Annotated in this window: 20 protein-coding genes and 4 tRNA genes; 10 read left to right on the top strand and 14 right to left on the bottom strand. The window is 60.8% G+C overall.

Translation table 11 applies throughout. The annotated features are described in order from the left end of the window. Window positions 1–17: 17 nt before the first annotated feature. The 4 genes from QWU43_RS00490 to QWU43_RS00475 all read right to left on the bottom strand — a co-directional run bounded on the left by QWU43_RS00490 (window position 18) and on the right by QWU43_RS00475 (window position 3089). On the bottom strand, window positions 18–617 hold the full coding sequence (locus QWU43_RS00490) for an ATP-dependent Clp protease proteolytic subunit (RefSeq protein ID WP_370915669.1): 600 nt from the start codon (window positions 615–617) through the stop codon (window positions 18–20). Between the two features lie 258 nt (window positions 618–875). Next, window positions 876–2246: a trigger factor gene (tig, locus tag QWU43_RS00485; protein WP_370915668.1), complete on the bottom strand. Its 1371-nt coding sequence runs from the start codon at window positions 2244–2246 to the stop codon at window positions 876–878. 143 nt (window positions 2247–2389) lie between these two features. Continuing rightward, a tRNA-Pro gene (locus tag QWU43_RS00480) sits at window positions 2390–2463 on the bottom strand. Between the two features lie 551 nt (window positions 2464–3014). After that, window positions 3015–3089, bottom strand: a tRNA-Gly gene (locus QWU43_RS00475). A 715-nt stretch (window positions 3090–3804) separates the two neighbouring features. Between QWU43_RS00475 and QWU43_RS00470 the strand changes: the two genes are divergently transcribed. Continuing rightward, the gene (locus tag QWU43_RS00470) at window positions 3805–4047 is read left to right on the top strand and encodes a helix-turn-helix transcriptional regulator (protein ID WP_370915667.1); all 243 of its coding nucleotides are present in this window, start codon (window positions 3805–3807) and stop codon (window positions 4045–4047) included. A gap of 297 nt (window positions 4048–4344) precedes the next feature. Continuing rightward, window positions 4345–5142, top strand: coding sequence for a DUF1542 domain-containing protein (locus tag QWU43_RS00465; protein ID WP_370915666.1), 798 nt, complete (start codon window positions 4345–4347; stop codon window positions 5140–5142). Window positions 5143–5236: 94 nt separating this feature from the next. On the opposite strand, the gene QWU43_RS00460 is transcribed toward QWU43_RS00465, so the two are convergent. The 3 genes from QWU43_RS00460 to QWU43_RS00450 all read right to left on the bottom strand — a co-directional run bounded on the left by QWU43_RS00460 (window position 5237) and on the right by QWU43_RS00450 (window position 7419). Next, window positions 5237–5710, bottom strand: a complete 474-nt coding sequence (locus QWU43_RS00460; RefSeq protein ID WP_370915665.1) for a ribose-5-phosphate isomerase — start codon at window positions 5708–5710, stop codon at window positions 5237–5239. A 153-nt stretch (window positions 5711–5863) separates the two neighbouring features. Then, window positions 5864–6580: a hypothetical protein gene (locus QWU43_RS00455; RefSeq protein ID WP_370915664.1), complete on the bottom strand. Its 717-nt coding sequence runs from the start codon at window positions 6578–6580 to the stop codon at window positions 5864–5866. Between the two features lie 194 nt (window positions 6581–6774). Beyond that, complete coding sequence (locus QWU43_RS00450; protein WP_370916866.1) at window positions 6775–7419, bottom strand: disulfide bond formation protein DsbA; 645 nt, start codon at window positions 7417–7419, stop codon at window positions 6775–6777. 294 nt (window positions 7420–7713) lie between these two features. Here QWU43_RS00450 and pepN point away from each other — a divergent pair, with 294 nt between their 5' ends. Together pepN and QWU43_RS00440 are read left to right on the top strand one after the other, a co-directional pair. Then, entirely contained in the window at window positions 7714–10335 is a 2622-nt protein-coding gene (gene pepN / locus QWU43_RS00445; RefSeq protein ID WP_370916865.1) for an aminopeptidase N, read from the top strand. 26 nt (window positions 10336–10361) lie between these two features. Next, entirely contained in the window at window positions 10362–12299 is a 1938-nt protein-coding gene (locus QWU43_RS00440) for an FAD/NAD(P)-binding protein (RefSeq protein ID WP_370916864.1), read from the top strand. Here QWU43_RS00440 and QWU43_RS00435 read toward each other — a convergent pair. Then, window positions 12296–13012 (bottom strand): SDR family oxidoreductase, encoded by a 717-nt coding sequence (locus tag QWU43_RS00435; RefSeq protein WP_370916863.1) that lies wholly within the window; start codon window positions 13010–13012, stop codon window positions 12296–12298. The genes QWU43_RS00440 and QWU43_RS00435 overlap by 4 nt on opposite strands. 59 nt (window positions 13013–13071) lie before the next feature. On the opposite strand from QWU43_RS00435, the gene QWU43_RS00430 reads away from it, so the two are divergent. Continuing rightward, on the top strand, window positions 13072–14043 hold the full coding sequence (locus QWU43_RS00430) for a mechanosensitive ion channel family protein (protein WP_370916862.1): 972 nt from the start codon (window positions 13072–13074) through the stop codon (window positions 14041–14043). Continuing rightward, window positions 14040–14438, top strand: coding sequence for a globin (locus tag QWU43_RS00425; RefSeq protein ID WP_370916861.1), 399 nt, complete (start codon window positions 14040–14042; stop codon window positions 14436–14438). Before QWU43_RS00430 ends, QWU43_RS00425 begins: the two co-directional genes overlap by 4 nt. A 26-nt stretch (window positions 14439–14464) precedes the next feature. Here the strand turns inward: QWU43_RS00425 and QWU43_RS00420 are convergent, their stop codons facing one another. The 6 genes from QWU43_RS00420 to QWU43_RS00395 form a co-directional block, all read right to left on the bottom strand. Continuing rightward, entirely contained in the window at window positions 14465–15103 is a 639-nt protein-coding gene (locus QWU43_RS00420; RefSeq protein ID WP_370915657.1) for a hypothetical protein, read from the bottom strand. Beyond that, entirely contained in the window at window positions 15100–15585 is a 486-nt protein-coding gene (locus QWU43_RS00415; protein ID WP_370915656.1) for an acyl-CoA thioesterase, read from the bottom strand. Before QWU43_RS00415 ends, QWU43_RS00420 begins: the two co-directional genes overlap by 4 nt. A gap of 216 nt (window positions 15586–15801) precedes the next feature. Continuing rightward, the gene (gene ettA / locus QWU43_RS00410) at window positions 15802–17472 is read right to left on the bottom strand and encodes an energy-dependent translational throttle protein EttA (protein WP_370915655.1); all 1671 of its coding nucleotides are present in this window, start codon (window positions 17470–17472) and stop codon (window positions 15802–15804) included. A gap of 125 nt (window positions 17473–17597) precedes the next feature. Further along, on the bottom strand, window positions 17598–18164 hold the full coding sequence (locus QWU43_RS00405; protein WP_370916860.1) for a single-stranded DNA-binding protein: 567 nt from the start codon (window positions 18162–18164) through the stop codon (window positions 17598–17600). A 150-nt stretch (window positions 18165–18314) separates the two neighbouring features. Continuing rightward, window positions 18315–20528, bottom strand: a complete 2214-nt coding sequence (locus tag QWU43_RS00400) for a cytochrome c oxidase assembly protein (RefSeq protein WP_370916859.1) — start codon at window positions 20526–20528, stop codon at window positions 18315–18317. A gap of 457 nt (window positions 20529–20985) precedes the next feature. Beyond that, the gene (locus tag QWU43_RS00395) at window positions 20986–21588 is read right to left on the bottom strand and encodes a hypothetical protein (RefSeq protein WP_370915652.1); all 603 of its coding nucleotides are present in this window, start codon (window positions 21586–21588) and stop codon (window positions 20986–20988) included. A 481-nt stretch (window positions 21589–22069) separates the two neighbouring features. On the opposite strand from QWU43_RS00395, the gene QWU43_RS00390 reads away from it, so the two are divergent. The 4 genes from QWU43_RS00390 to QWU43_RS00375 all read left to right on the top strand — a co-directional run bounded on the left by QWU43_RS00390 (window position 22070) and on the right by QWU43_RS00375 (window position 24051). Next, window positions 22070–22146 (top strand) — tRNA-Arg (locus tag QWU43_RS00390). Window positions 22147–22441: 295 nt separating this feature from the next. Continuing rightward, window positions 22442–23242, top strand: a complete 801-nt coding sequence (cmrA, locus tag QWU43_RS00385) for a mycolate reductase (protein WP_370915651.1) — start codon at window positions 22442–22444, stop codon at window positions 23240–23242. A 3-nt stretch (window positions 23243–23245) separates the two neighbouring features. After that, window positions 23246–23908 (top strand): oligoribonuclease, encoded by a 663-nt coding sequence (orn, locus tag QWU43_RS00380; protein WP_370915732.1) that lies wholly within the window; start codon window positions 23246–23248, stop codon window positions 23906–23908. Window positions 23909–23978: 70 nt separating this feature from the next. Continuing rightward, window positions 23979–24051: transfer RNA gene (locus tag QWU43_RS00375), tRNA-His, on the top strand. Window positions 24052–24449 lie beyond the last annotated feature (398 nt).

Here is a 24449-nt window from a genome sequence, read left to right as displayed (position 1 = left end):
TCCCGGTGGGTGCCGGACTAGTTGGCGATGGAACCGCTGGCGGCGGTGATGACATGATCGACGAATCCGTAGTCCTTGGCTTGCTCTGCGGTGAACCAGCGGTCGCGGTCCGAGTCCCGCGTGATCTGCTCGACGGTCTGCCCAGTGTGCTCCGCGATGAGTTCCGCCATCTCGCGTTTCGTGTAGGCGAACTGCTCCGCCTGGATGGCGATGTCTGCCGCGGTACCACCAACACCCGCCGACGGCTGATGCATCATGATCCGGGCGTGTGGGAGGGCGTAGCGCTTACCCTTTGTACCAGCGGAGAGCAGGAACTGCCCCATCGATGCCGCGAGTCCCATGCCGTATGTGGCAACGTCGCACGGTGCGTATTTCATTGTGTCGTAGATCGCCATACCCGCCGTGACAGAGCCGCCCGGGGAGTTGATGTAAAGGGAGATGTCACGCGTCGGGTCCTCGGCGCTGAGCAGGAGGATCTGGGCGCACAGTTTATTAGCGATTTCGTCATCCACCTGGCTCCCCAGGAAGATGATGCGCTCGCGGAGCAGGCGCTCGAATACCGAGTCGCTCAGGTTGAGCCCGCTGGTGGAGGCCGCCATCCGGGTGGTGTCAGTCATGGGTTCCAAAACCTACCTTCTCGCCGCCCTGGTCCGATGCCGCAATGACTGCGGCGGCGCGGAGCCTGGGTGGGCATCTGTATTGGGCATTGTTGATTGTTCCGTAAGCGCAAGGGTACCGCCGCCAAGGACAGTGGCGCTGCTCTGTTCGCTCTCAGCTTTCCCGGAAAGGATGGCGTCCCATGCCAGGCCGCAAAGAGCCCGGCCACCAGTGGTGGTCGGGCTCTTTCCACCGGCAGGCGGAACGCCGGGATGAGATTATTCGGCGGTATTAGCGTCGTCGCCGGAATCCGTGGACTCCTCGACTTCTTCCTCACCGAAGTACACGGCGGGATCCACGCTGTTACCGTCGGAATCAGTGACCTTAACTTCACAGATGGCAGCGGCCAGAGCCTTACCCCGGCGGACGTCACTGAACAGGTTACCGATCTGGCCGGCCTGCTGTAGCTGCTGGATGAACTGGTTCGGATCCATTCCGTAACGCTGGGCGGTGAAGATGATGTGCTCGGTCATCTCCTCCTGAGAAACCTCGGGCTGGATCTTGTCCGCGAGAACATCGAGGAACAGTTGGGTGCGAACGGCGTTCTCGGCCTGCTCGCGGGCGTCCTTGTCGAATTCCTCGCGTGAGCTACCTTCCAGCTTCAGACGCTCGTTGAGCTTCTTTTCATCGCCCCCGAACTGGCTGACGAGCTGCTGCACCTGATTATTTACCTGCTCGTCGACGATCGAGCCGGGAAGCGGGAATTCGGACTTCTCCAGGGCGGCCTTCAGAACCTCATCGCGAATCTCCGCGGCCTGCTGAGCCTTACCGCTCTCCTCGACCCGCTGGACGAGGGAATCGCGCAGTTCCTCGACGGTGTCAAACTCGGAAGCGAGCTGAGCGAATTCATCATCGACCACCGGCAGTTCCCGTTCCTTGACGCTGCTCACCGTAACGGTGACGAGGGCTTCCTTGCCTTCGTGGTCTCCCGCGAGCAGGGTCGTCGTGAACTCACGGGACTCACCGACCTCCATACCGTTGAGTGTTTCATCGAGCCCCTCGATGAGTTCACCGGAGCCGACCTGGTGGCTGAGGCCTTCAGTCGTCGCCTCCTCGATGGTTTCACCGTCAACGGTCGCGGAGAGATCGATGGTGACGAAGTCATTTTCGGCGACAGCGCGATCGACGCTCTTCAGCGAACCGAAACGCTCCCGCAGTTTCTCCAGCTCAGCATCAACAGCTTCATCATCGGTGGAGAGCGAACCGACCTCCACCGAAATCTCGGAGAAGTCCGGGAGAGCGATCTCAGGTCGGACATCGACCTCGGCGGTGAACTCGACGAATTCACCATCCTCGATACGGGTCACATCGACGATGGGCTGGCCAATGACCTTGAGGTCATTCTCCTCCACCGCCGCGCCGTAACGACTCGGCAGCATGTCATTCACGACCTGCTCGAGAACCGGGCCGCGTCCGACGCGTGCCTCGATAAGCTGGCGCGGAGCCTTCCCCTTCCGGAAACCCGGAATGGACACCTGCTGCGCCAGCGCCTTGTATGCCTGGTCGAACTCCGGCTTGAGGTCCTCGAAGGGAACCTCGACGGTGATCTTGACGCGGGTGTCATTCAGATGCTCGACGGAACTCTTCACGAGTCACTCTCCTGGAATAATGTTTGTATTGATTCGTCTAACTGGACCTTCGTCGCTGTGTTTTTCCGGCGTCGGTCCCGGGCGCCACCTAATTCGGTGGTGCCCGGGACCGACGCCGGAATCCTTCAGATAAAGGGCCCTTGTCGGGGCAACAGGATTTGAACCTGCGACCCCCTGCTCCCAAAGCAGGTGCGCTACCAAACTGCGCCATACCCCGTAGTCACTGAAGCGACACGACCCATCAATGGCCGCTGCCAAAGAAGTGTACCGGCTCCCCCAAGCACAGGTTCAACAGCCCCCCGTAAATCTCCGCCACCACCAGATCCAGCAGAGCGTCAGACAACCACAGAGAGCCCCTCCACAGCATCAAAACCCACACCAAGCATATGCTCCCAGCTTGTCAGTAAACCCAGATACCCCCTGATAAACCCCAGTACAGGACCTGTTCGACGACAGAGAAGAACGTTCACCTCATACCGGAAGCAGCTTTCCAGCATGGAGGCGACGACGCCTCCACCTTTTTTCAACACAGCGGGTGAACAACGACTAAGCACAACCAATTGCGCCCACTGCACGGTCACCAGGAATCCGTCGAAAGCCACCTCTCACCACAGCACGCCCACCATCGGACGAGAACCAACACCCAGATAGAGCAGATGGCCACAGCCTGCAATCGTGTCAGCGTACAACCACGTCAACTCCCGACACTGTTCGAGCATGAAAAAAGCATCCCCACCAGTGCAGGAACTGGTGGGGATGCTTTTTCCATGGAGGGAACGACGGGAATCGAACCCGCGTCTTCAGCTTGGAAGGCTGAGGTATTAGCCACTATACGACGTTCCCATAGAAGCCCCGGAAAATCTGCAAATGCAATTTTAACATGGGAGTTTAAGCATAGCCCCTAGCGGGACTCTAGCTTCTTTCCGTAGCGTGCAACAGTGTAACCCACCACGGCCAAGATGAAAAATAGCGAGGTGACACAGCATCTCAGCGGCCACCAGACACCCGCGCCGGCGGCTCGCCATGTATCCATATTCTGGCCTATTTGGTTTGACGCCCCCCACTTAAAGACATCAAGCCACAATGTCACCGCCCACTCCCCAGTCAGACCCACAGCAGAGGCACCATAAGACCGCACCGAAGGTCGTGTGCGCGTATGCGAGAACAACTCGACACAAGGTCAACGATGCCCGGACGCTCGCTTCCAGATCCGGCACGGTACCAATACCCAATTTTGTAACCCCATAGAAAAAGTTACAAAGAAATAATCTTCCCAATCTTAGCTTTTTATCAGTAGATCAACTCGATAAATCGGGATAGCCTATCCTTCATGGGGTTGACTTTTGCATCTAAATACCGCTCCGGGGGTGCTACACATTCAACATACCCACTGCTGAGGCAAGGTCACCCCCCGAAAGATAGCCCCCACCAATTGAATAGTCACAAAACAGCAATTCCACTGCCCCAACTTTCACCATAAAACAAATTCCAAAAGGAGCGTTGCCACACCCACATTTTTCTCAGGACGCCGTTAGCTGGCTGACGTATCGTGGCGCCCATGCAACCTAAGATCATTGACTCCGACTCCGGCAGAGAGCTCTGGACAGCCATCGAATGTGCCAGGTTCTCCGGTACCGCGCGCGGAACCTTCACGAGTTACGCGGGCCGCGGCCGCGCCCCGAAACCCGTCGCCAAGATGCACGGGCTCACCCTCTGGGATTCACAGACCATCCATGAATGGGTCGAGGAACGTAAAAACGGCCGCAAGTCCGCCAAGTCACTTGAGAACACCGAGGCTTAGATCTCCCCGACCGGAGCCTCATCCGGTTCATTCTTCCACCGTCCGGGTTCCGGCCCACTATCAACCCCCGCAGTGCCTTGGCGCGTCTGCGGGGGTTCTCGTCAACCGATGGTCCGGAACCGAACGCGGAACCCGGACATCGTTTCCCATCCATACATGCGTTTCGGGAACCCCCGACACACATCGGACGTTGTTTCTGTAGACGGGGCCACCTGCGGAACACCCACGTTCCAGGTAATTCCTACGTTCCCCGCGAGCCCCTCCATCTTGTCATCCAACGCCCGGAAAAGGCTGCCAATGTCCTCTCTCCTCGTATTACTCCTGATCGCCGTCATAATCAGTGGCGTCGTTCTCCTGCTGTCTCGATCAGGTTCTTCCGGCGGAGGCCGTTCTAAGGAATCCGAACTCGATGACGCCGTTGCCGACGCACGTCGCTGGATTGAGCGCCTCGGCTCCCAGGTGCTTTCCCTCACCGGTAGTGATACCGCATCGACCCAGGCACTCGCAGACGCTTCGGAAAGATTCAACGCGGCATCCGGCCAGATCAGTACGGCAAAGACAGTACGTCAGGCTGAACTCGCACGGGAATCTGCACTCGAGGGACTCCACTACATCAATGCGGCACGCGAGATCATGGGTATGCCTTCAGGCCCCGAGCTGCCTCAACTTGAGGGACAACGCCAGGCTGGTGCCGTCACTGAACAGCGCACCATCGATCACGAAGGAAAACAGATCACCGCATCACCGACGGCAACACCACAGACACCGAACTACTATCCGGGCGGAATGGTCGCCGGCCGTCCGGTTCCGGCCGGTTGGTATTCCGAACCCTGGTGGTCCTCAGCTCTTCGCACCGGCATGTGGACCGCAGGCTCTGTGATGATGTTTTCGATGCTCTTCGGAGGTATGTCCGGAGTTCACTACGGGCCACAGGAGTTCGAGCAGGGTTATGGAGACACCGGTGGTGACGGCCCGGACGCATCTGAAGGTGCGGGTGGAGAGGATCTTGGGGATACCGACCCCGGTTTTTCGGGTGAGGACGGCGGATTCTTCGGGGGCGACGGTGGAATGGATTTCGGCGGGTTCGATTTCTGATTCGATGCACCGATGCGGCTCCCACCGCAGAAGGACAGTGTGCCCAGGCCTCCCGGGAGGTCTGGGCACACTGTCCTTCTGCGGTACTTGGGCGTCAGGCTTCAGGAAGCACCGGAGCGATACCCGTTTTTTCATAGTCTGCGAGTATGTCAATACGGCGCTGGTGCCGTTCAGCTTCGCTCCAAGCCTGATCCAGGAATGCATCAACGATCGCGAGTACCTCTTCCTCGGAGTGCATCCGACCACCGATCCCGACCAATTGAGCATTGTTATGTTCCCGCGCGAGGCGCGCGGTTTCAACCGACCACGCGAGAGCGCATCGCGCACCCTTGACCTTGTTCGCGGCGATCTGTTCACCGTTCCCGGAGCCACCGAGAACAATGCCGAGCGACCCCGGATCGTTCACAGTTCTGGACGCAGCTTCGATGCAGAACGGGGGATAGTCATCCTCGGCATCATAGACGTGGGCCCCACAGTCGATCACCTCATGTCCGGCGTCGGTGAGATGCTGGGCGATGGCATTCTTCATTTCGAACCCGGCGTGGTCCGCTCCAAGATATACGCGCATGTGTCCGAGTCTAGCGTGCACATCGAGCATGTCGTGTGCAGTACGCGGGTAGTTGTACAGCAGAACGCCGTATCCGCCCCACCCGGAGGCGGTAATCTCGGATACGGCGTGATGTCACCTCCGGATAATTGAAACCGGAGTGCGTGTTATTCCTCAGAGGTTGGTGGCCCACACGGGGTTGTCGACAAGCGCTGCACTGGTGTTGTCAGCCTTGTCCGCGTGATAGACGACACCCACGACATCAGCATCGGTCGGGACACAGGTGGTGACGGTTGCCTCGGCACCGTCGGCGACGGTGACCACTCCATCATCGGTGTCCACAGTGGAATCAACGAAGTCGGTGCCCGCCGGAACGGAGGTTTCGTTGCCGTCTGCATCGATGATCGTCACGTGGTCGGTGGCGAAGGTCAGTTCATCATTCACACTGGCATTGACAACGTTGGTCACGACACAGACATCGCCGTCATCGCCACGGGTGATATCGGTTACCTGGATGGTGCCACGATCTCCAATGTACGTGTCACCAGGGGTATTGACATTGGCGAATCCGAGCGCTGAGGCAAGCTCGGCTGGACTCATGGAACCAGGGGCGATAGCGGTGGTGGTGGGTGTCACCGGGGAACTGCTGACGCTGCTTGCCGGAATAGTCGCACTGGTCGACGTCGTCGAGGCTGCCAACGGATCAGCATTGTCATCGTCATCATCACCGCCGAGCAGGGCCCAGGCGAGAGTTCCGAGCACGAAAAGTGCGACGATCCCGAGAATCCACGGGAGAATACTCCGGCTGCGGCGTTCCACGGGAACAGAACCACTTTCGTTGGACTGCCCGGGATTGGTGTGGTCCGAAGGTGCGGTGGGGCGATCACTCATGGTGGTCTCCTGAGATTGATGGTACGGCCGTGCTCCGGCCGTGGGTGTCCCGCCGGAGCGGATTTCCCTGACGGGTTAGCCACGTCAAGGCCGCCGGGCGCCGGAAGCAGAGCACCGGGCCCCACCCCGGTGCCCCGAAACGACCGGGCCGTGGTTTGATACCACCATAGACGAGTGGCTGTGCTACCGCTACATCAGGTGAAGTCGGGTCGCTCCGTGCGCGAACGTTTGAGTTCGAAGAAGTGCGGGTACCCGGCGAGTGCCACCGCGCCATCAAAAATCATTCCGGCGTCGTCGCCTCGGGGTATACGGGTGAGTACGGGGCCGAAGAAGGCCGTACCCGACACCTCGACCACCGGGGTACCGACCTCGTCACCGACGGCCGACATTGCCTGTCCGTGAAAATCTTTCAGCACGTCATCCCACTCCGACCCGAGACCGGTGTCCGCCAGTCCTTCGTCGAGGCCCACCTCGGTCAACGCTTCTCGAATCAGGGGAATGAAGAGATCGGAGATATCTCCGTCACCGGCGTTCTCCTTGAGTGCCGCCCCCTGCCCCTCATTGTGGATCTTCGTCCCCAGTACGGTGTAGAGTTCACCGACCTTGTCCGGATACTCGGTGGCGACCCGCGCGAAGACCCTCGCCGGTGCCCAGGTCGCAGTCATCCTGCGCCGGTAGTCCTCGGGAAGTTCGTCACGGCCTTGATTGAGCACACCGAGACTCATCGGGATCCACGTGATCTCCACGTCCCGGACTTTCTCCACTTCGATGGCCCACCGAGAGGTAATCCAGGCGTACGGGCAGGTGACATCGAACCAGAATCTCATGGGCTGACTCATGTATACCTTCTCTCTGTGCAGTGTTTCCGTCATATCCGCCGGAAAACCTCGTTCCCCGGCGGTTCACACCCAGGATAGGTGCATTCCGTGCCTGTACGTTCCACCACCATGGGTGACCCGTATCCTTGGCCATGCGGTGCCGTCGTCGACGCGTGGGGGCGTTACCTTATCCCCTTTTCCCCTGACTCCCCACGTACACCCGGCTGCGGTGCCGTGCACTGGTGATTCACCACCCCTGAAGAGAGCGGGCCACCGATGGCCCGCGCACGCCTCGATGATAGGAGCTCCGGTCACGTGACCTCGACCAACCTCACCCATGCGGAAGCCCAGACGCGTTCGTCGATCCTCGACGTCGACAATTACGGCATCACCCTTGATCTGACCGGTGGAGACACGGAGTTCTCCTCCGTCACCACCGTGGACTTCACCGTATCCACCGCCGGCGACACGTTCATCGATCTACGCGCTGCCCGCGTCCGGGAGGCACTACTGGACGGTCGGGACATCACCGCTGACGCCGTCACGCTCAGTGACGATGGCTACGACGAGGACGCCGGCATCACCTTGAAAGGGTTGGAGCCCGGCGCGCACACCCTGCGAATCACCGCAGACTGCCGTTACTCACGGACGGGCCAGGGGCTGCACCGCTTCGTTGATCCTGCGGACAACGAGGTGTACATGTACACCCAGTTCGAGACGGCCGACGCGAAGAGGATGTTTGCCTGTTTCGACCAGCCGGACCTGAAGGCGACCTATGATCTCACGATCACCACACCGAACGGCTGGCGGGTGATCTCCAACGCGGATCAGACCGTGACTGACAATGGGAACGGGACCAGCACCCACGTTTCCCGTATCGGTTACCGGCTATCAACGTATCTGGTAGCGATCTGCGTCGGCCCTTACCACGAGGTCCGGGGTGAGTGGACCGGTGAACTCACCCACCACCCGGAGACCCCGGCTGGTCAACCGTACGAGTTGACCGTGCCGATGGGCCTGTACTGCCGGAAGTCTCTCGCAGACAGTCTCGACGCGGAACGCCTGTTCACCGAGACGAAGCAGGGGTTCGACTTCTACCACGCGAACTTCGGTGTGGCGTACCCCTTCCACAAGTACGACCAGGTTTTCGTGCCCGAGTTCAACATGGGTGCAATGGAGAACGCCGGCTGTGTCACGCACCGGGACGAGTACGTGTTCACCTCGAAGGTGAACCGGTACCGCTACGAGCGGCGCTGCGACACGGTGCTGCACGAGCTGGCGCACATGTGGTTCGGTGATCTGGTGACGATGCGCTGGTGGGATGACCTGTGGCTAAACGAGTCCTTCGCCACCTGGTCCGCGGCGATCAGCCAGGCTGAGGCAACCGAGTACGACTCCGCGTGGGTCACGTTCGCGAACATCGAGAAGTCCTGGGCGTACAGCCAGGATCAGCTTCCGTCGACACACCCGATCACCACGGATGCGAGCGACATCGAGACGGTGGAGCAGAACTTCGACGGCATCACGTACGCCAAGGGCGCGAGCGTGTTGAAGCAGTTGGCAGCCTACGTCGGCCGGGACGCGTTCTTCGCCGGTGTTCGCCGACACTTCGCCACCCACGCATTCGGTAACGCCACCTTCGACGATCTCCTCGGTGCTCTCGAGTCGGCATCGGGCCGGGATCTGTCCGACTGGGCGAATCAGTGGCTGAAGACGACGGGCGTGAACACACTCGCCGCAGAATTCGAGGTGTCGGGTGACATCTACGTCTCCTTCGGTATCCGACAGCATGGTGCGGAGCCGGGAGCCGGGGAACTTCGGGACCATCGTGTCGCGGTCGGCCTGTATTCTCTCCGTGACGGTGGTGTACGCCGTGTGAAACGGGTCGAACTGGACGTCACCGGCGAGTTCACCGAGGTTCCGGAGCTCGTCGGCGTGGAACGCGCCGACCTCGTCCTGGTCAATGACGACGATCTGACCTACTGCCTGACCCATCTCGACGCCGATTCCCTGGATTTCGTGATGCAGAACATCGCCCGCATCGAGGATCCGATGCCGCGCACGTTGTGCTGGTCGGCGACGTGGGAGATGGTCCGCGATGGGCGGATGCGCGCCCGTGACTTCATCACGCTCGTGGCTTCCGGAGCCTCTGCTGAAACGGAGATCGCCGTTCTCGAACGGATTCTCACGCAGGCGTCGAGCGCCCTGGCTAACTATGCGGATCCCACATGGGCGGAACAGACCGGACGGAAGCTGCTCGCGGACGCGCTTCTCGACGGCGCATGCAACACCGAGTCCGGTTCTGATGCGCAGCTGACGTTCCTGCAGGTCCTTTCCCGTGGGAAACTCGGTGCTGACACCCCGGAGCAGATCGCCGTGTTCAGGAAGATCCGGGATGGGGTTTCCCCGATCGAGGGCATCGAGGTTGATAACGACTTGCGGTGGCGGGCGGTGACCGCACTCATCGCCACCGGGGAAATCGAGGACGCGGAGGCCGCGATCGAGGCGGAGCTCGTCCGCGACGGCTCCTCCGACAGCCGGAAGTGGGCGTGGGCCGCACACGCCGCAGTGAACACCCTTGAACGGAAGAAGGAGATCTTCACTGAAATCACCGATCCGGGCTCGGGCCTGTCGAACCTGGCGATCCGGCACAAGATCGAGGGTCTTACCTGGGCCGGCGCCGCACCGAACCTGCAGCAGTTCAACGACGCCTACTTTGATCTGGCGCCCGATTTCTGGCGCGACGCTACCCCGGAGATGGCGCTTGCCGCGCTGAACGGACTCTACCCGTCGTGGGACATCACTGAGGAAGGCATCGCGCGTGCCGGTGCACTCCTCGACGGTGACCACCCTGCGGGTCTGAAGCGCGTCGTCGCCGAAGGCCGGGACCGCGTCGAGCGGGCACTGCGTAACCGGGCGGTCGACGCCGGCGAGTGAACGGCGATGTCGACTAGCCTGGCTGTGTGATTTCCCCGAACTCCGGCTCCGCACAGTCCATCGCGATCATCGGTGCCGGGCCGCGCGGCACGTCGGTGCTGGAGCGGCTCGGCGCCGCCGTCCGGGCCATTCCGGATCAGGGAGCACTGACGGTGCATCTCATTGATGATGCCCAACACGGGACGGGAGAGGTCTGGCGCACCGACCAACCCGGCGAGCTGTGCATGAATACCCTCGCCGGGGCGGTGACCATGTTCACCGAACCTGGTTCCACCGTTTCCGCCCCGGTGTTCCGAGGCCCGACGCTCTATGAGTGGATTCAGTTGCTGCGCGGGGAGAAACCTGACGAAGCTGGGATCGATACCCCAGTGGCCGAGATGTTCCGTAGGTACCGCCCCGTCCCGGCGGTGGCGGTCGCCTTCTCCGATGAGCTCCGGGCAACCCGGCCGGAGTCGAACCCGAGTCGTCGTCTCTACGGTGCGTATCTCCGTTGGTTCCTCCACATCGCTCGACGCACCCTTCCACCACAGGTAACGCTGCGCCATCACCGGAGTCGTGCGGTCGCTCTCACCGCGGATGCCGACGGAAGCGACGAGATCACCCTCGCGGATGGTTCCGTCATCACGGCGGGTGCGACGGTGATCGCCCCCGGCTGGCAGCGCTCGGCACCGGAGAACATCGACAAACTCGGTGCGCCGGATGATCTGACGTGGATCAAGCCCGGCAATCCCGCCGACCAGCCACTCAACCGTGTGGTACCAGGAGAAACAGTGCTGATCCGTGGCCTGGGGATGGGGTTCTTCGATGCGATGGTTCTGCTGACGGTGGGCCGCGGCGGACGCTTCGTGAAAAACGATTCCAGTCGCTCGGGCCTCCGTTACATCCCCTCCGGGCAGGAACCACGGATCGTCGCGGCATCGGGTCGTGGCTACCCGTTGTTCCCGAAATCCGAGTACCACACGCTGCCACCCCGGATGCCGCACCGCAGGCTGCGCGCCGTTGCACGGGAACTCTCCGCCACCACCGGCCCCATCGACTTCACGGAACAGGTGTGGCCCGCGGTCGCCCGGGACGCCCACGAGGCGTACTACCGGGCACTGCACCGTACGCATCCCACGCTGATCCCAGATCCGGAACGACTGGTGGCGGTGATCGACACCACCGCGGTGCAGGACATCCCCCGGGTACTGGCGGAGGAACTTCCCGAGGTCACCGTCTTCGATCCGGTGAGGGAAGCTGACCCGTTGGCGGCCCGCGGACTCTCCGGAGAATTGTCCCCGGAGGCGTTCACCGACGCCGTCGCCGCCGGCCTGGTGGTGGACATCGCCCACGCCGCTGCCGGCCGGGACAGCGCGCTGAAGGAGGGACTCTGGTCGATAGCATCCGCGCGGAAGCCAGTTTCGGTACTCGGCGCAGGCGGTCGCTACACGCCGGAATCGCGGCGCGGGTGCTACGCGTGGATGATGGCGTTCGGCCGCATGGCGGGATCGGGGCCTCCGGCGTTCCGCAGCCGTGAACTTCTGGCGCTCGTGGACGCCGGGATCGTGTCTTTCCTGGGGGCGCATCCCACCGTCGAGGTGTCTGACGGGGTCTTCCGCATGCACTCCCCCACCACCCGGCGGCCGACCGCCGCACGGGTACTTCTCGACGCCCGACTACCGGCGCCCGACATCCGTCACACCGCTGAACCGTTGATGCGGGACCTGCTCCAGCGCGGCCGGATGCGGGTGTTCCGACTGTCTGACGGAACACCAACACCGTCACCGGAGGTTGATCCGGTGACACAGCGGATCATCGGCGCAGACGGAAAACCAGACCCGCGAGTGCATCTCATCGGTATCCCAACCCACGCCCAGATGCCGGACACCACAATCAGTCCGATGCCCGGAACGGACGCCACGATGCTGCAGACAACGGACGCAGCCGCCGTGCACGCCCTCGCTGCTCTGACGGGAGTGGACTAGCGGTCGGCCAATTCAATCCGGGGACGGACCGCAATGTCGGTGAGCTGAGTCGTCGGCCCCGCACTCACCGCCAGGTGAACCGCTGCTGCAACCTCAGCGGGATCTATGTAGTGCTCCGGTGTGTAGACCCCACCAGCAGACTCGACGATACCCCGGAGCATAGACGTGTCAGTGGGGCCCGGTGCGATACCGGTCACCCGCACACCGGCAGCCGCCTCCTCCTTGCGGAAACTGTCCGCGAGACCCCTCAGCGCATGTTTGGTGGCGGTGTACACCGTTGTCCCAGGGTGAGCCCCATTCCCAGCCCCGGAATTGATGAATACAACGGTACCCTCCGACCGCCGCAAAGCGGGCAACAGCCTACGGGTGAGTTCCGCAGGCACCACGACGTTCAGATCAAGCATCTCCCGCCACTGGGCTGGCTCCGCAAGCTCTACCGATAACCTGTGCCCGACCGCAGCGGCATGCACCAGCACATCGACACGTGGCAACGCCAGTACTTCCTGCAGACCTGCGACAGAAGCGGCGTTGAGAAGCTCGTCCACCAGATCACACCGCACCGCCCGAACACCGTTCAGCGTATCCAGTTCCCCGAGTAGAACGTGGTTCCGACCGAGAGCGAACACGTCGAACTCCGGTGCGAGTCTGTCGACGATCGCACGGCCGATACCGCCGGTGGCTCCGGTGATGACTGCTACAGGTCTGTTACTCATGGGTCCAACCCTAGCTCCGAAGCTGGGAACCGGGCAGGTACCCGGTAGGTTCTACAGATGTGAAAGACACGCTGCAGGACGCATTCAGGAATCAACCCGGGTTCACCACTGCGGGGCTCATCGACACCACACTGTCGCTCGGGCTGATACTCGTGGTCGCCATCGGAATCCAATGGGCGTTGATCCTGCTGATCAAGCGACTCTCCAGCCACGCCATCGAACGCGGACCGGGACACTCGCTGCTCAGCGAGTCCATCGCCACCGAACCCGAGAATGCCCTCGACCGCGCGCGCCGGGAAGCCCGTATCCGGACGCTCTCATCCGTCGCGCGTTCCGCCGTCGCGATCTTCGTGTGGGCGTGGGCGGGGTTGGCTGTACTCACCGAATTCGGGGTGCAGGTCGGCCCGCTCGTTGCTTCCGCCGGGGTTGTCGGCGTCGCCCTCGGTTTCGGTGCGCAGTCTCTGGTCAAGGACTTCCTCTCCGGAATCTTCATGCTCATCGAGGACCAGTACGGAGTCGGTGACCTGATTGATGTGGGGGACGTCGTCGGAACCGTCGAGGCCGTATCTCTCCGGTTGACCACCATCCGGGACGTTGACGGCACACTGTGGTTTATCCGCAACGGCTTGATCCAGAAGGTGGGTAATTCCACCAAGGGGCATGCCGTCGCCCGCATCGACGTCCCCGTGGGGTTGTCCAATGACGTTGAAGCCGCGAAGCGGGCTATCGGTGATGCGGCACAATCTGCGGTGGCACTCGAAGGGCTCCGGGAATCCGTGCTTGGCGTACCTGATGTCGATGGCGTCCATGCTCTCGCGGTGGACCACATGCTCATTCGAGTCCGGGTGAAGGTTGTCGCCGGAACACAGTGGAGAATCCGCCGTGAACTTCTCGGATGCATCATCACGGATCTGCAGAAGCAGGGTATCTCCACTCCGTACCCTCACGGCATCGGAATCACCGGGACTCCGTCGAACAGTGATTCAGCCAGGGGTTCTGCAGGGGCCGGTACAGCAGGGGAGCTGAAATGACGGGACAACAACCGACCAGTTTCTACGAGGCGATCGGCGGTGAAGAGACTTTCTCCACCATCGTGCACCGATTCTACCTGCAAGTACGCGAAGATAATCTCATCGGTCCAATGTATCCGGTCGATGATTGGGAGGGCGCCGAGGCACGGCTGAAGTGGTTCCTCGCCCAGTATTGGGGCGGTCCACCGACATTCAGTGAAAACCGTGGGCATCCGCGACTACGGATGCGACACCACCCATTCTCCATTGGGATGGCTGAACGGGACAGGTGGCTGGAGATGATGGCGAGGGCAATCGACACGGTAGACGAGCAGACCCTTCCCGGACCTTACCGGCAGGCCCTGTGGGAGCACATGGTGCGTGTGGCGGACATGTTGATCAACCGTTTCGACTGAAACGGCCCGCGCGTCGCGGTGCCGGATCAGAGCTGGAGTACCGACTGGCGAGTGTTGCGGTAGACACTCCCGAAGGGCGCATCCACGCGGACCCAGGTTCCCGAGGTGGAGACCCTGAGATGCCGGGGAATGGATTCGGGCGCCGCAGGACCGGGGATGAGTCCGAGAGAGGTGCAGGTGAATACCATCCGCATGGTTATCTCAGCCGAAGTACACTCCTCTTCCGGGGCCGTGACGGTGAGCACGGTCTGGTCCAAAAGGGACTGCGGTGGGCCGAGTGGCCCGGAGAACTGGCGGGCTAGTGCCTGCCCCTGGTCTGCGAGCTGCCGCACAACGGTGACCGGGAGAGTGTCGAGGAGGATATACCCCTCGGCCGGGGGCAATGCCCCCGGCCACGCGATGTCGCGGGCAGGTCCGATGTCCGTGCGCTGTTCCGTGAGGGCATCGCGGAGATCCGCAGCCCGAACAACCGCACCGTCCCGCCCCGGGACACCTCCTATCCTCCGGGTCGCGACGACATCGAACGGAGTGGTGACGAAAACATCGACGGTACCGTCAGTGCGCTTCCGGAACCGGGCGGAGGCGTCGGCGTCGATACCAATGGCGCGGGAGAGTAGCGCACTGAGGCCTTCGGCGCCTGCGGTGACGGTGATGGTCTCGGTCACTCCCGGCCAGCCTCCTCCTGTTCGGTATCGGGTTCAACTGCACTCTCGGTACCGGCGGCCCGATTCAGGATCTTCAGCTCATTCGCGGTGATGGAGCGTGGCGTGGCGGTCTTCAGGTCAACAGCGATCTGGACACATTCGATGACGCAGGCGACGGTCCCGTGCCGGTCAATGATGGACTGGCTCGTGGTGAAGGACGTCCGACCAATCCGGGTCACCCGGGTCTCCACCACGACGGTAGAGGTGTCGGGGAGGATCGGGCTGACATAGTTGGCGTCCAGGCGACGGATGAACACCGCAGGCACCTCGTGTCCACGGCCAATGAACTCCTCCAGCGCAAAAATGTTGCGGGCTTCCTGTGCGAGCTCAATGTAGGCGGCATTGTTGAGGTGTCCGAATCGGTCGAAGTCCGACCACCGAACATGGACCTCTGCGGTGTGAACGGGTGCGTTACCGACGGTGCGGTCACTGCTGTTGGCCATGTGTTCGGGGATCCTTCCGTACTGGGGAGTCGCGGGCCCACGGGTTCCCGGTCCTGCGGTGATGCTCAACCACCAACCTATACCTGCCGAGGGATCGACACGACGATTTTCATTTCAAAATCAAAAGCATACTGAATGCTTCCGGCTCCGGACGATCAGGGTCAACCAACCGTCCGGAGCCGGTTTTTCAGTGCGCCCGCGAAGAGGCACACCAGATCAGCGCGTGAGCTTACGGTGCGTCACCCGAGACGGACGGGCAGCCTCGGCACCGAGGCGCTCGACCTTATTTTTCTCATACTCCTCGAAGTTACCCTCGAACCAGAACCACTGTCCCTCAGAGACGTTGCCCTCCCACGCGAGGATATGGGTACAGGTTCGGTCCAGGAACCAACGGTCGTGGGAAATGACCACGGCACAACCGGGGAACTGCACGAGAGCATTCTCCAGAGATGAGAGCGTCTCAACATCGAGATCGTTGGTCGGCTCGTCGAGCAGGATCAGATTTCCGCCCTGCTTCAGGGTCAGAGCCAGGTTAAGGCGGTTACGCTCACCACCGGAGAGCACCTTCGCAGGCTTCTGCTGGTCCGGCCCCTTGAAGCCGAACGCCGACAGGTAAGCACGGGAGGGCATCTCGTTCTGGCCGACGACGATGTGATCAAGACCGTCCGAGACGACCTCCCACACGGTCTTCTCACCGTCAATGTTCTCACGGTTCTGGTCGACGTAAGACAGCTTCACAGTCTGTCCTACGACAACCTCTCCGGAGTCCGGCTCCTCAAGCCCGACAATCGTCTTGAACAGTGTGGACTTACCCACACCGTTCGGGCCGATGACACCCACGATGCCGTTGCGCGGCAGAGTGAAAGAAAGACCCTTGATCAGAGTCCGTCCGTCGAAACCCTTGGTCAGGTTCTTCGCCTCAACTACCTGGTTACCCAGGCGCGGCGGGGTCGGAATCTGAATCTCCTCGAAATCAAGCTTCTTGTACTTCTCGGCTTCGGTCGCCATCTCCTCGTAACGTGCGAGACGTGCCTTGTTCTTCGCCTGCCGTGCTTTCGCTCCGGAACGGACCCAGGCCAACTCCTCTTTGAGGCGCTTCTGCAGCTTCTGGTCCTTCTTACCGGCGACCTCAAGGCGCTTCGCCTTAGTTTCCAGGTAGGTGGAGTAGTTGCCCTCGTAGGGGTACAGCTTGCCGCGGTCGACCTCACAGATCCATTGCGCGACGTGATCCAGGAAGTACCGGTCGTGGGTGACGGCGAGAACGGCGCCCGGGTATTTGGCAAGATGCTGCTCCAACCAGAGCACACTCTCGGCGTCAAGGTGGTTGGTCGGCTCGTCGAGCAGCAGCAGATCAGGTTCCGAGAGCAGCAGCTTCGCAAGTGCGACACGACGTCGCTCACCCCCGGAGAGGTGCGTGACGGGTTCATCACCAGGCGGGCAGCGCAAGGCGTCAAGCGCCTGATCGATCTTGGAATCGATCTCCCACGCATCGGCCGCATCCAGATCTTCCTGGAGCTTGCCGAACTCCTCCATCAGCTCATCGGTGTAATCGGTGGCCATCTGCTCTGCGACCGCCTCATAGCGCTGTTTCTTCTCGAAGATCTCGCCGAGTCCCTCCTCAACGTTCTCCCGGACGGTCTTCTCCTCATTCAACGGCGGTTCCTGCAGCAGAATACCGACGGTGGAACCCGGATCGATGAATGCATCACCGTTGGAGGGCTGATCGAGACCAGCCATGATCTTCAGAATCGATGACTTACCGGCACCGTTCGGGCCGACGACGCCGATCTTGGCGCCGGGATAGAAGGCCATGGTGACATTATCAAGAATAACCTTGTCACCGTGTGCTTTACGCACATTCTTCATCGTGTAGATGAACTCGCCCATGTTTGTCCCTTAGTGCTTTCTACTCGGTTGCAGTCCTGCCCCACGAGGTTACCCCACCTCCCGTGCAGACCCGAGGTGCAGACGCGCCCGGTGTCCCACAGTGTCCCCGGGCCTGCGATCACCTCCTAGAACGGCGGGTCAGCTTCTCCGTCACCACCGGAGGCTGCCCCCACAAGTGCACGGCCCTCCGGTGTCCGGGAACCACCATCCGACGTTTCACCGACCGCCTCCTTCCTAGCCTGGACACCGACAGGAGAGGCCGTTCCGTTGCCGGGTACCTGCCCCGATGTCACCCATCCACCGGTCAATGGCCGCGCGACCGTCTCCCCACCGGGCAATTCCGCTGTGGTGAGATAGCGGTTAAGGTCGGGCCCGATGTGGCTTGCCCGGAGAACAATGCGTGAACGGTTGCTGTCCGTGTCGGCATCAGTCCAAGTCTCGAGAATCACCGTGCCGACCACGATCACACTCATCCCCTTGCGGAGGCACCGACGGGCGTGTTCAGCCAACCTGCCCCAGCACTGAACCTCGATCCAGAGGGTGTCGTAGTCGATCCACGTGCCTTCTCTCTCCCCCGGACGGCGGCGATTCGAGCACAGCCGGAACTTGGCAACGCCGTTACTGTCACTGACCCCGTGATAGGTGGGGTCTGCCCCGAGGTTCCCGGTCAGCGTGAAACTGTGTTGAGCCATGAGATTGAGTCCTTTCGGAACGGACCCGGCCGGGTGCCGGATGCACGCCCCCACTCTCGCAGCACAGCCCACCAATCAAACCCTCAACTCTCGTCTCCTGTGGACGACGCGCCTGGCCTCAGTAGTTATCCCCAGTCATCGACAGTCGGGTTATCGTCCCTCGTCACGACCGTTCGCCCTCCGGGATGTACTGATGTCCTGCTCGTAGTACTCGTCAAAGTAGTTCTCCCCGGCATTCATCTTGGCCAGCATCTCGTTGTAGGCGGCCATGTCCTCGTCATCGGTGGCGTCAGCACGACGGTCATAGATCCGCATCTCCCGTCGATCCGCACGCCACCACTGCAACAGGACCGCCCCAAAGATGATCAGCAGCGGAAACTGGCCCGACGCCCATGCGATACCGCCACCCACCGTCTGATCCTTCAACAGATCGATGTCCCACGGCAGCCCCAGCGTGGAGTAGAAATCGTAGGCGAGAACCGTCTGCATCTGCATAAGGGTGACGCCGAAGAACATGTGGAACGGCAGGGAGAAGAACAGCCATGCCCCCTTACCCATCGGACTGCGCTGCACCGGGACTGGGTCGACACCGATGAGTTCCCAGTAGTACATGAACCCGGACCACAGAAACACGACATTCATCATCAGGTGCCCGGCATGCTCCGTCACGGCGACGTCATAAAGCGGCGTGAGATAGAGGATGTAGAAGAGCACCACGAACTGGATCGTGTTCACCGCGGGATGAGTGAGAACACGAACGGCAGGATTATTGATGGCGACAAGTAACCACTCCCGGGGCCCCGGAGTATCCGGACTCCCCGGCTCCAGCGCCGCGAGGAACAGAGTGAACGGTCCCCCCAAAACCCAAAACACAGGAACCCCCATGGTGAGGATCATGTGCCCGATCATGTGCATCGAGAACGTCGCCGGCATGTTCATCCCGATACCGGAGCACATGGTGAACAGCAGCATCACATTCCCCGCCTGGAACCAGAATGTGCGCACCATCGGCCAGACCACACCGCGCTGGCGCAGACGATGAACCGCCCAGCCGTACCCAAGCGCAAAAATGATGGCGACTGTCCCGAAGACCAGATCGAAGCGCCACATCGTCCACACATTCCACAGTGTCGGTTCCTCGAAGAGTTTGTACCCGAGCTGAATGTCCATCGTGTTCAGATCTGCCGACCGCGGTGGCGGCGGCGGGGTCCGGCCGAGCGACACCGCCACCCCGGTAATCGCGGCCATCACCAGAACCTCGACCACTGCGACCCTGCGGAACAAGGCATGATCCGCCGGATTCTGGTTGAGTGCTGAGATCGTCACCCGTCGGTGGATGAACCCGAAGAGGGCAAGCACGATCACACCCACAGTCTTGGCGGTGATCAAAAATCCGTAGCCGGTGGTGAACCAATCAGACCATTGGATGCGGATCGCGGCGTTCACGAGACCTGAAACCGTCATGAAACCGATCGATACCAAGGCGATCAGCGAATAACGCCGAACAGCGACATCCATCTGCGTGCCCCGACGACGTCCATGCGCGATGAGCGCCATCAGACCACCAACCCACAGCGTCATGAACAGCAGGTGCCAGAGGTAAGAGTTCGTACCGAAATCATGATCACCCCCCGTGGCGGAGTGCCCCTCGAGACCGAGGGGCACGACCATACCGATCGCCCCGAGAAGCAGTATCGGCTGCATCATCCACCGACTCGACAACAACCCGAGAATCGCCGTAGAGAAAGCGATGCACGCAACAACGAACCATGCCAGTGATGTCGGCACCTGCGACAACGCAATCAGCCAAGATTCCGGACGGACAGTGAGAGTGAACGGCTGACCGGAAACATCAGACAGATACAGCGGAATCATCAGAAGCGCGATCAACCCGACGCACGCTGCCGCCAACGACCCCTCCCGCGCGGCGACCGAACCATCCACACCCAACTTCGCGGCGTACAGCCTCTCAGTCGTCACATTATCCGGACCGGATTCCTCCGAGATCTCATCACCAGCATCCTGATCGACCTCATGATCGCCAGATGGCGGATCAGACTGCTCTGTCCCCTCCCACTGCCCCCCAACACGGGAACCACGGCCCGGAGCAACCCCGGACCGAATCTCCCGGATCTCCTCCGTCGCGAGTGGCCTCCCCACCGGCGAGGTCAAGAACCCGCTGAAAAGAAACGAACCCACCGACAACGCGACCAGCATCATCGCGATCCCCCGGAGCATGGGTAGCCCGGCGGTGGTGATCGGACCGGGGTCAGGAATACCCAGGGCCGCCAAAGATTCCGCGAGAAACCCCCACGAAATAACCGACCCGACCGTACCCGCCGTCAGAAGGAACAGAAGGTACATACCGGATGAACCTCGGGCCCGGCGTGCGGACTTCACACCCGACCGGATTCTCCGGGGAGACTCATCCGACCCAACCTGCCGGTCACCCCGCACAACATCCACAGCTTCTCCATGCATGTTGCCAGCGTATCCCGACCTCCACCCGATACCCTAGCCTGCACGACAAGACCCACGTGACGGGAACAAACGTCATCGACGGTCCACCCGATGCTGTCAATCACATGGCGTCGAACGACACCAGAACCGATGCACGGAAATCAGAGGGTGCGTTTCCCCGTAACCGCCCCCCACGGACTGCGAACCACAGGGGCACCAGCGCACACTTTTGTTCCGGCATGCGAAGACCCCGCACTGTAGTGCGGGGTCTTTCGTTCATGTCGATCAATACTCGACTTTGAAAGCTCAGACGTAAATCCGATCCCTCTTGTCAGGATACCGACACCGGGTGAAGAACGTATCAGTTCTTCGGGATACCCTTGCCCTTCGGCGCGGGATGGGTGTTCTCGGGAGCCGGAGCCGGAGCCGGAGCGGCATGGGATCCACCGAAGAAGTTCGGGATCAGGCCCTGGGAAACCGCCCAGGAAATACCAGCGGTAATCAGACCGATAACACCGGCGAAGACAGCGAACGGAGCTACAAGACCCAGGAATGCGCTGCCCAGATCGACTTTGTTGCCGTCGGCGTCCTCGCTGGAACCGTTCTTGTCCTTGCTGTCGCCGTCATCCTGCGGATCAGTGGTGCTGGAACCGAAGTTGAAGTCGTCGGACTTGACGGAGCTTTCGCCGGCTTCCTCATCCGAACTCGTGAGGACAGGGTTGCCGTCCTCATCGCTGGAGCCCATCTTGTCACTGTCCTTGTCGCTGGAGCCTTCTCCGTCAACCTTGACGGAGCTCTCGATGACCTCTTCATCCTCGCTCGTGACAGCAGCGTCCTTGTTCTCCTCGGAGCTGAGAACGGGCTTGTTGTCCTTGTTGTCCTCGGTCGCGTACGCGGGGGCGACAACGGTCAACGGGAGGGCGGTTGCGACCATCAGGGCCAGGGCTTTTTTGCTGAGTTTCAAGAGAATCTCCTTGAGTGGTGAGTTACAGTTCGTCAGAAGCATAACTTAAGTCGTACGTAGGAGCACACGGTTTCCTGAGCTTTTCCCCGCAGAACCGTCCCTACCTGCGAATATAATCATCGTCCCGCAGTAAAAGATTCCCCCCGAAAGAAGCCACGCTTCAATTTACCACCCCGGAACTTAACGGCAACGCATCCAGATCTCACACTTTCGCCAAGGCTTACCTGAGTTAAACCTCCACTAATCATCAGTCCACTATCATCACGACACCATTCACCAACACCCACAGAAGCCCTCATCCAGACTCCCATTGGAGCAAGACCTTGAATGTAGGCTAGAGTCTCTTATCGGAAAGATCCCGACCACGTCCCAACGTGTGACAAGCCGCTCTGAGCGGACACCTCACGGGTTCCGGTTTCCACCCGCAACGCACAATGTGCCCGTGAAACCGGATGAGACTCTCGGTAGGGGCTTTCAACACGCCTCCGTAGCTCAGTGGATTAGAGCATCCGGCTTCTATCCGGCTGGTCGCAGGTTCGAATCCTGCCGGGGGCACCATACGGCGCCGACCCCAAACTTCGGATGATGGTTCGGGGTGGGCGCCGCTTTTCCATGCAGAGCACCGCACAGTTCCAGCGGCCACCATCGGGATGAAGCGACCATCACCAGGTTCGGAAACGATGAATGCCCGGGGCCAACCACCCTCATCGAGCATCTGCGATAAAAAGCCCACAGCGTGAAAAACTCCGCACCCGATCCCGCAATCCTGACTCTGGCACTAACGTCGTGTCAGACCGGTACGATAAGCCGGTCACCCCAATTCAGGACCCGCGTTCCCCAAGAAGGAGCCCCCATGGCCTTACCCTCCCCCCGCGAAGATGCCCGAGCACTGGTGACCGGAGCGAGCCAGGGCATCGGCATGGCAATGGCCCGCGACCTGGCCCGTCTCGGACACAATCTCATTCTCGTGGCGCGGCGCGAAGATGTGCTCCGAGCATTCGCCGACGAGTTACACGCCACCCACGGTGTGACCGTCGAGGTCCGCCCCTGCGATCTCTCCGATCCCGCCGCCCGCAACGAGCTGATCGACGAAATCCGGGAGCGGGACATCACCATCATCATCAATTCCGCAGGCATCGCCAGCTTCGGCCCCTTCATGGACCAAGACTGGAACTACGAGACAGCACAGTTCCAGTTAAACGCCGCAGCGGTCTTCGAACTGACCCGGGCAGTGCTTCCGGGCATGCTGGACCGTGGTCGAGGAGCGATCTGCAACGTGGGTTCCGCGGCAGGAAACATGCCGATCCCCAACAACGCGACTTACGTCTTCACCAAAGCGGGCGTCAATGCGTTCACGGAAGCCCTGCACTATGAACTGAAGGGAACCGGTGTCTCCTGTACGCTGCTCGCCCCCGGGCCCGTCCGCGATGCAGTCATCGATGAAGCGAACAAATCAATCGTCGACAAAGTAGTCCCGGACTTCCTCTGGACCACCTACGAATCCTGCTCCAGGGAAACACTCAGCGCGATGTCGGGAAATCGACGTCGCGTCGTCCCCGGCCCCCTCGGAAAGGCGATGGACCGGATCAGTGCGGTGGCCCCCACAGCCCTCATCTCCCCGATCATGGGATCCTTCTACAAGAAAATGGGTTGAATGATGCCCCACAACAAGACCGAAATAACAGAAGACACGAAAATCCCGGCGAAAAACGACCGGCTCGTCTGGATAGACCTGGAGATGACCGGCCTCAACCCATCCGAGCACGTGATCGTCGAGGTGGCGGCCGTCATCACGGACGCCAACCTGAACATTCTCGGCGAAGGCGTGGACCTAGTGGTCCACGCCACGGAAGAGGAACTCTCCAAGATGGACGGCTTCGTGTCCGAAATGCACCGGGCCTCCGGCCTCACAGAAGAGATCCGATCCTCCACGGTATCGCTGGAAGAGGCCGAACAAGCGGTACTGAGCCTCATCACCGAGCACTGCGATCCCGCACACCCTGCACCACTCGCAGGAAACTCAATCGCCACCGACCGCAGCTTCATCAGGGCATACATGCCACTTCTCGACGCCACACTGCACTACCGAATGATCGACGTCTCATCCATCAAAGAACTCACGCGACGCTGGTACCCACGGGTCTACTTCCGCCAGCCGGACAAAGGAATGGCTCACAGGGCACTCGCGGACATCATCGAATCAATCCGGGAACTGGACTACTACCGCCGCGCAATCTTCGTCACACAACCCGGCCCCGGAACAGAGGAAACCCAGGTTGCAGCCACCGAATCAGAGAACGCCTACGCCCGGTTTTTGTAAAACCAGGGATCTGGGTTAAGCTGTTCCTCGCTGCTCACAGTCAGGGAAACCGACAGTGCAGTCAGCAATGGTGGCTGTAGTTCAGCTGGTAGAGCACCAGGTTGTGATCCTGGGTGTCGCGGGTTCGAGTCCCGTCAGCCACCCCCAAGTGGAAGAAAATCCCCGGATCTTAGATCCGGGGATTTTCTTGTGCACCCAGAATGTCCCCGAGTTCCCTCATCTGGGTCCGACGCTTTTCAACAACCCCGGACCATGCCACAAGAAACATCCCGTCCGGACCTTCCAGTGCCCCGGGAGCACCCACTTTGGTCAACATACCCACAGAGACAACTGGGATAGACCGAAAATCACTTCCGATATGTGACAACAAGCCCTTGACCATACTTGGAGGATCCAAGTAGCAACGTCAGGTCTTCGAGACTGTCACCACACCCTGTTCGTGCAACAGAAAAGATTCAGAGCAGCTCACTTACAGCCATCTGCCAGCCTCATACCGAAATCCGCGACAAGAAAAAGGAGTAGTGGACGCCATTGCCATAAC

The sequence above is a fragment of the Corynebacterium sp. CCM 9204 genome, from assembly GCF_041357695.1.
Classification (GTDB): Bacteria; Actinomycetota; Actinomycetes; order Mycobacteriales; family Mycobacteriaceae; genus Corynebacterium.
The sequence above is the reverse complement of the archived record's forward strand: the minus strand, read 5'-3'. Positions and strand labels throughout refer to the sequence as shown.

Excerpts from the sequence above, each read along its gene's own strand:
- orn (WP_370915732.1), top strand. The coding sequence starts at position 23,246 with ATGCCCCACAACAAGACCGAAATAACAGAAGACACGAAAATCCCGGCG.
- QWU43_RS00400 (WP_370916859.1), bottom strand. The coding sequence starts at position 20,528 with ATGTACCTTCTGTTCCTTCTGACGGCGGGTACGGTCGGGTCGGTTATT.
- QWU43_RS00425 (WP_370916861.1), top strand. The coding sequence starts at position 14,040 with ATGACGGGACAACAACCGACCAGTTTCTACGAGGCGATCGGCGGTGAA.
- QWU43_RS00435 (WP_370916863.1), bottom strand. The coding sequence starts at position 13,012 with ATGAGTAACAGACCTGTAGCAGTCATCACCGGAGCCACCGGCGGTATC.
- QWU43_RS00415 (WP_370915656.1), bottom strand. The coding sequence starts at position 15,585 with ATGGCCAACAGCAGTGACCGCACCGTCGGTAACGCACCCGTTCACACC.
- QWU43_RS00490 (WP_370915669.1), bottom strand. The coding sequence starts at position 617 with ATGACTGACACCACCCGGATGGCGGCCTCCACCAGCGGGCTCAACCTG.
- QWU43_RS00460 (WP_370915665.1), bottom strand. The coding sequence starts at position 5,710 with ATGCGCGTATATCTTGGAGCGGACCACGCCGGGTTCGAAATGAAGAAT.
- QWU43_RS00465 (WP_370915666.1), top strand. The coding sequence starts at position 4,345 with ATGTCCTCTCTCCTCGTATTACTCCTGATCGCCGTCATAATCAGTGGC.
- QWU43_RS00450 (WP_370916866.1), bottom strand. The coding sequence starts at position 7,419 with ATGAGTCAGCCCATGAGATTCTGGTTCGATGTCACCTGCCCGTACGCC.
- ettA (WP_370915655.1), bottom strand. The coding sequence starts at position 17,472 with ATGGGCGAGTTCATCTACACGATGAAGAATGTGCGTAAAGCACACGGT.
- cmrA (WP_370915651.1), top strand. The coding sequence starts at position 22,442 with ATGGCCTTACCCTCCCCCCGCGAAGATGCCCGAGCACTGGTGACCGGA.
- QWU43_RS00470 (WP_370915667.1), top strand. The coding sequence starts at position 3,805 with ATGCAACCTAAGATCATTGACTCCGACTCCGGCAGAGAGCTCTGGACA.
- QWU43_RS00405 (WP_370916860.1), bottom strand. The coding sequence starts at position 18,164 with ATGGCTCAACACAGTTTCACGCTGACCGGGAACCTCGGGGCAGACCCC.
- QWU43_RS00455 (WP_370915664.1), bottom strand. The coding sequence starts at position 6,580 with ATGAGTGATCGCCCCACCGCACCTTCGGACCACACCAATCCCGGGCAG.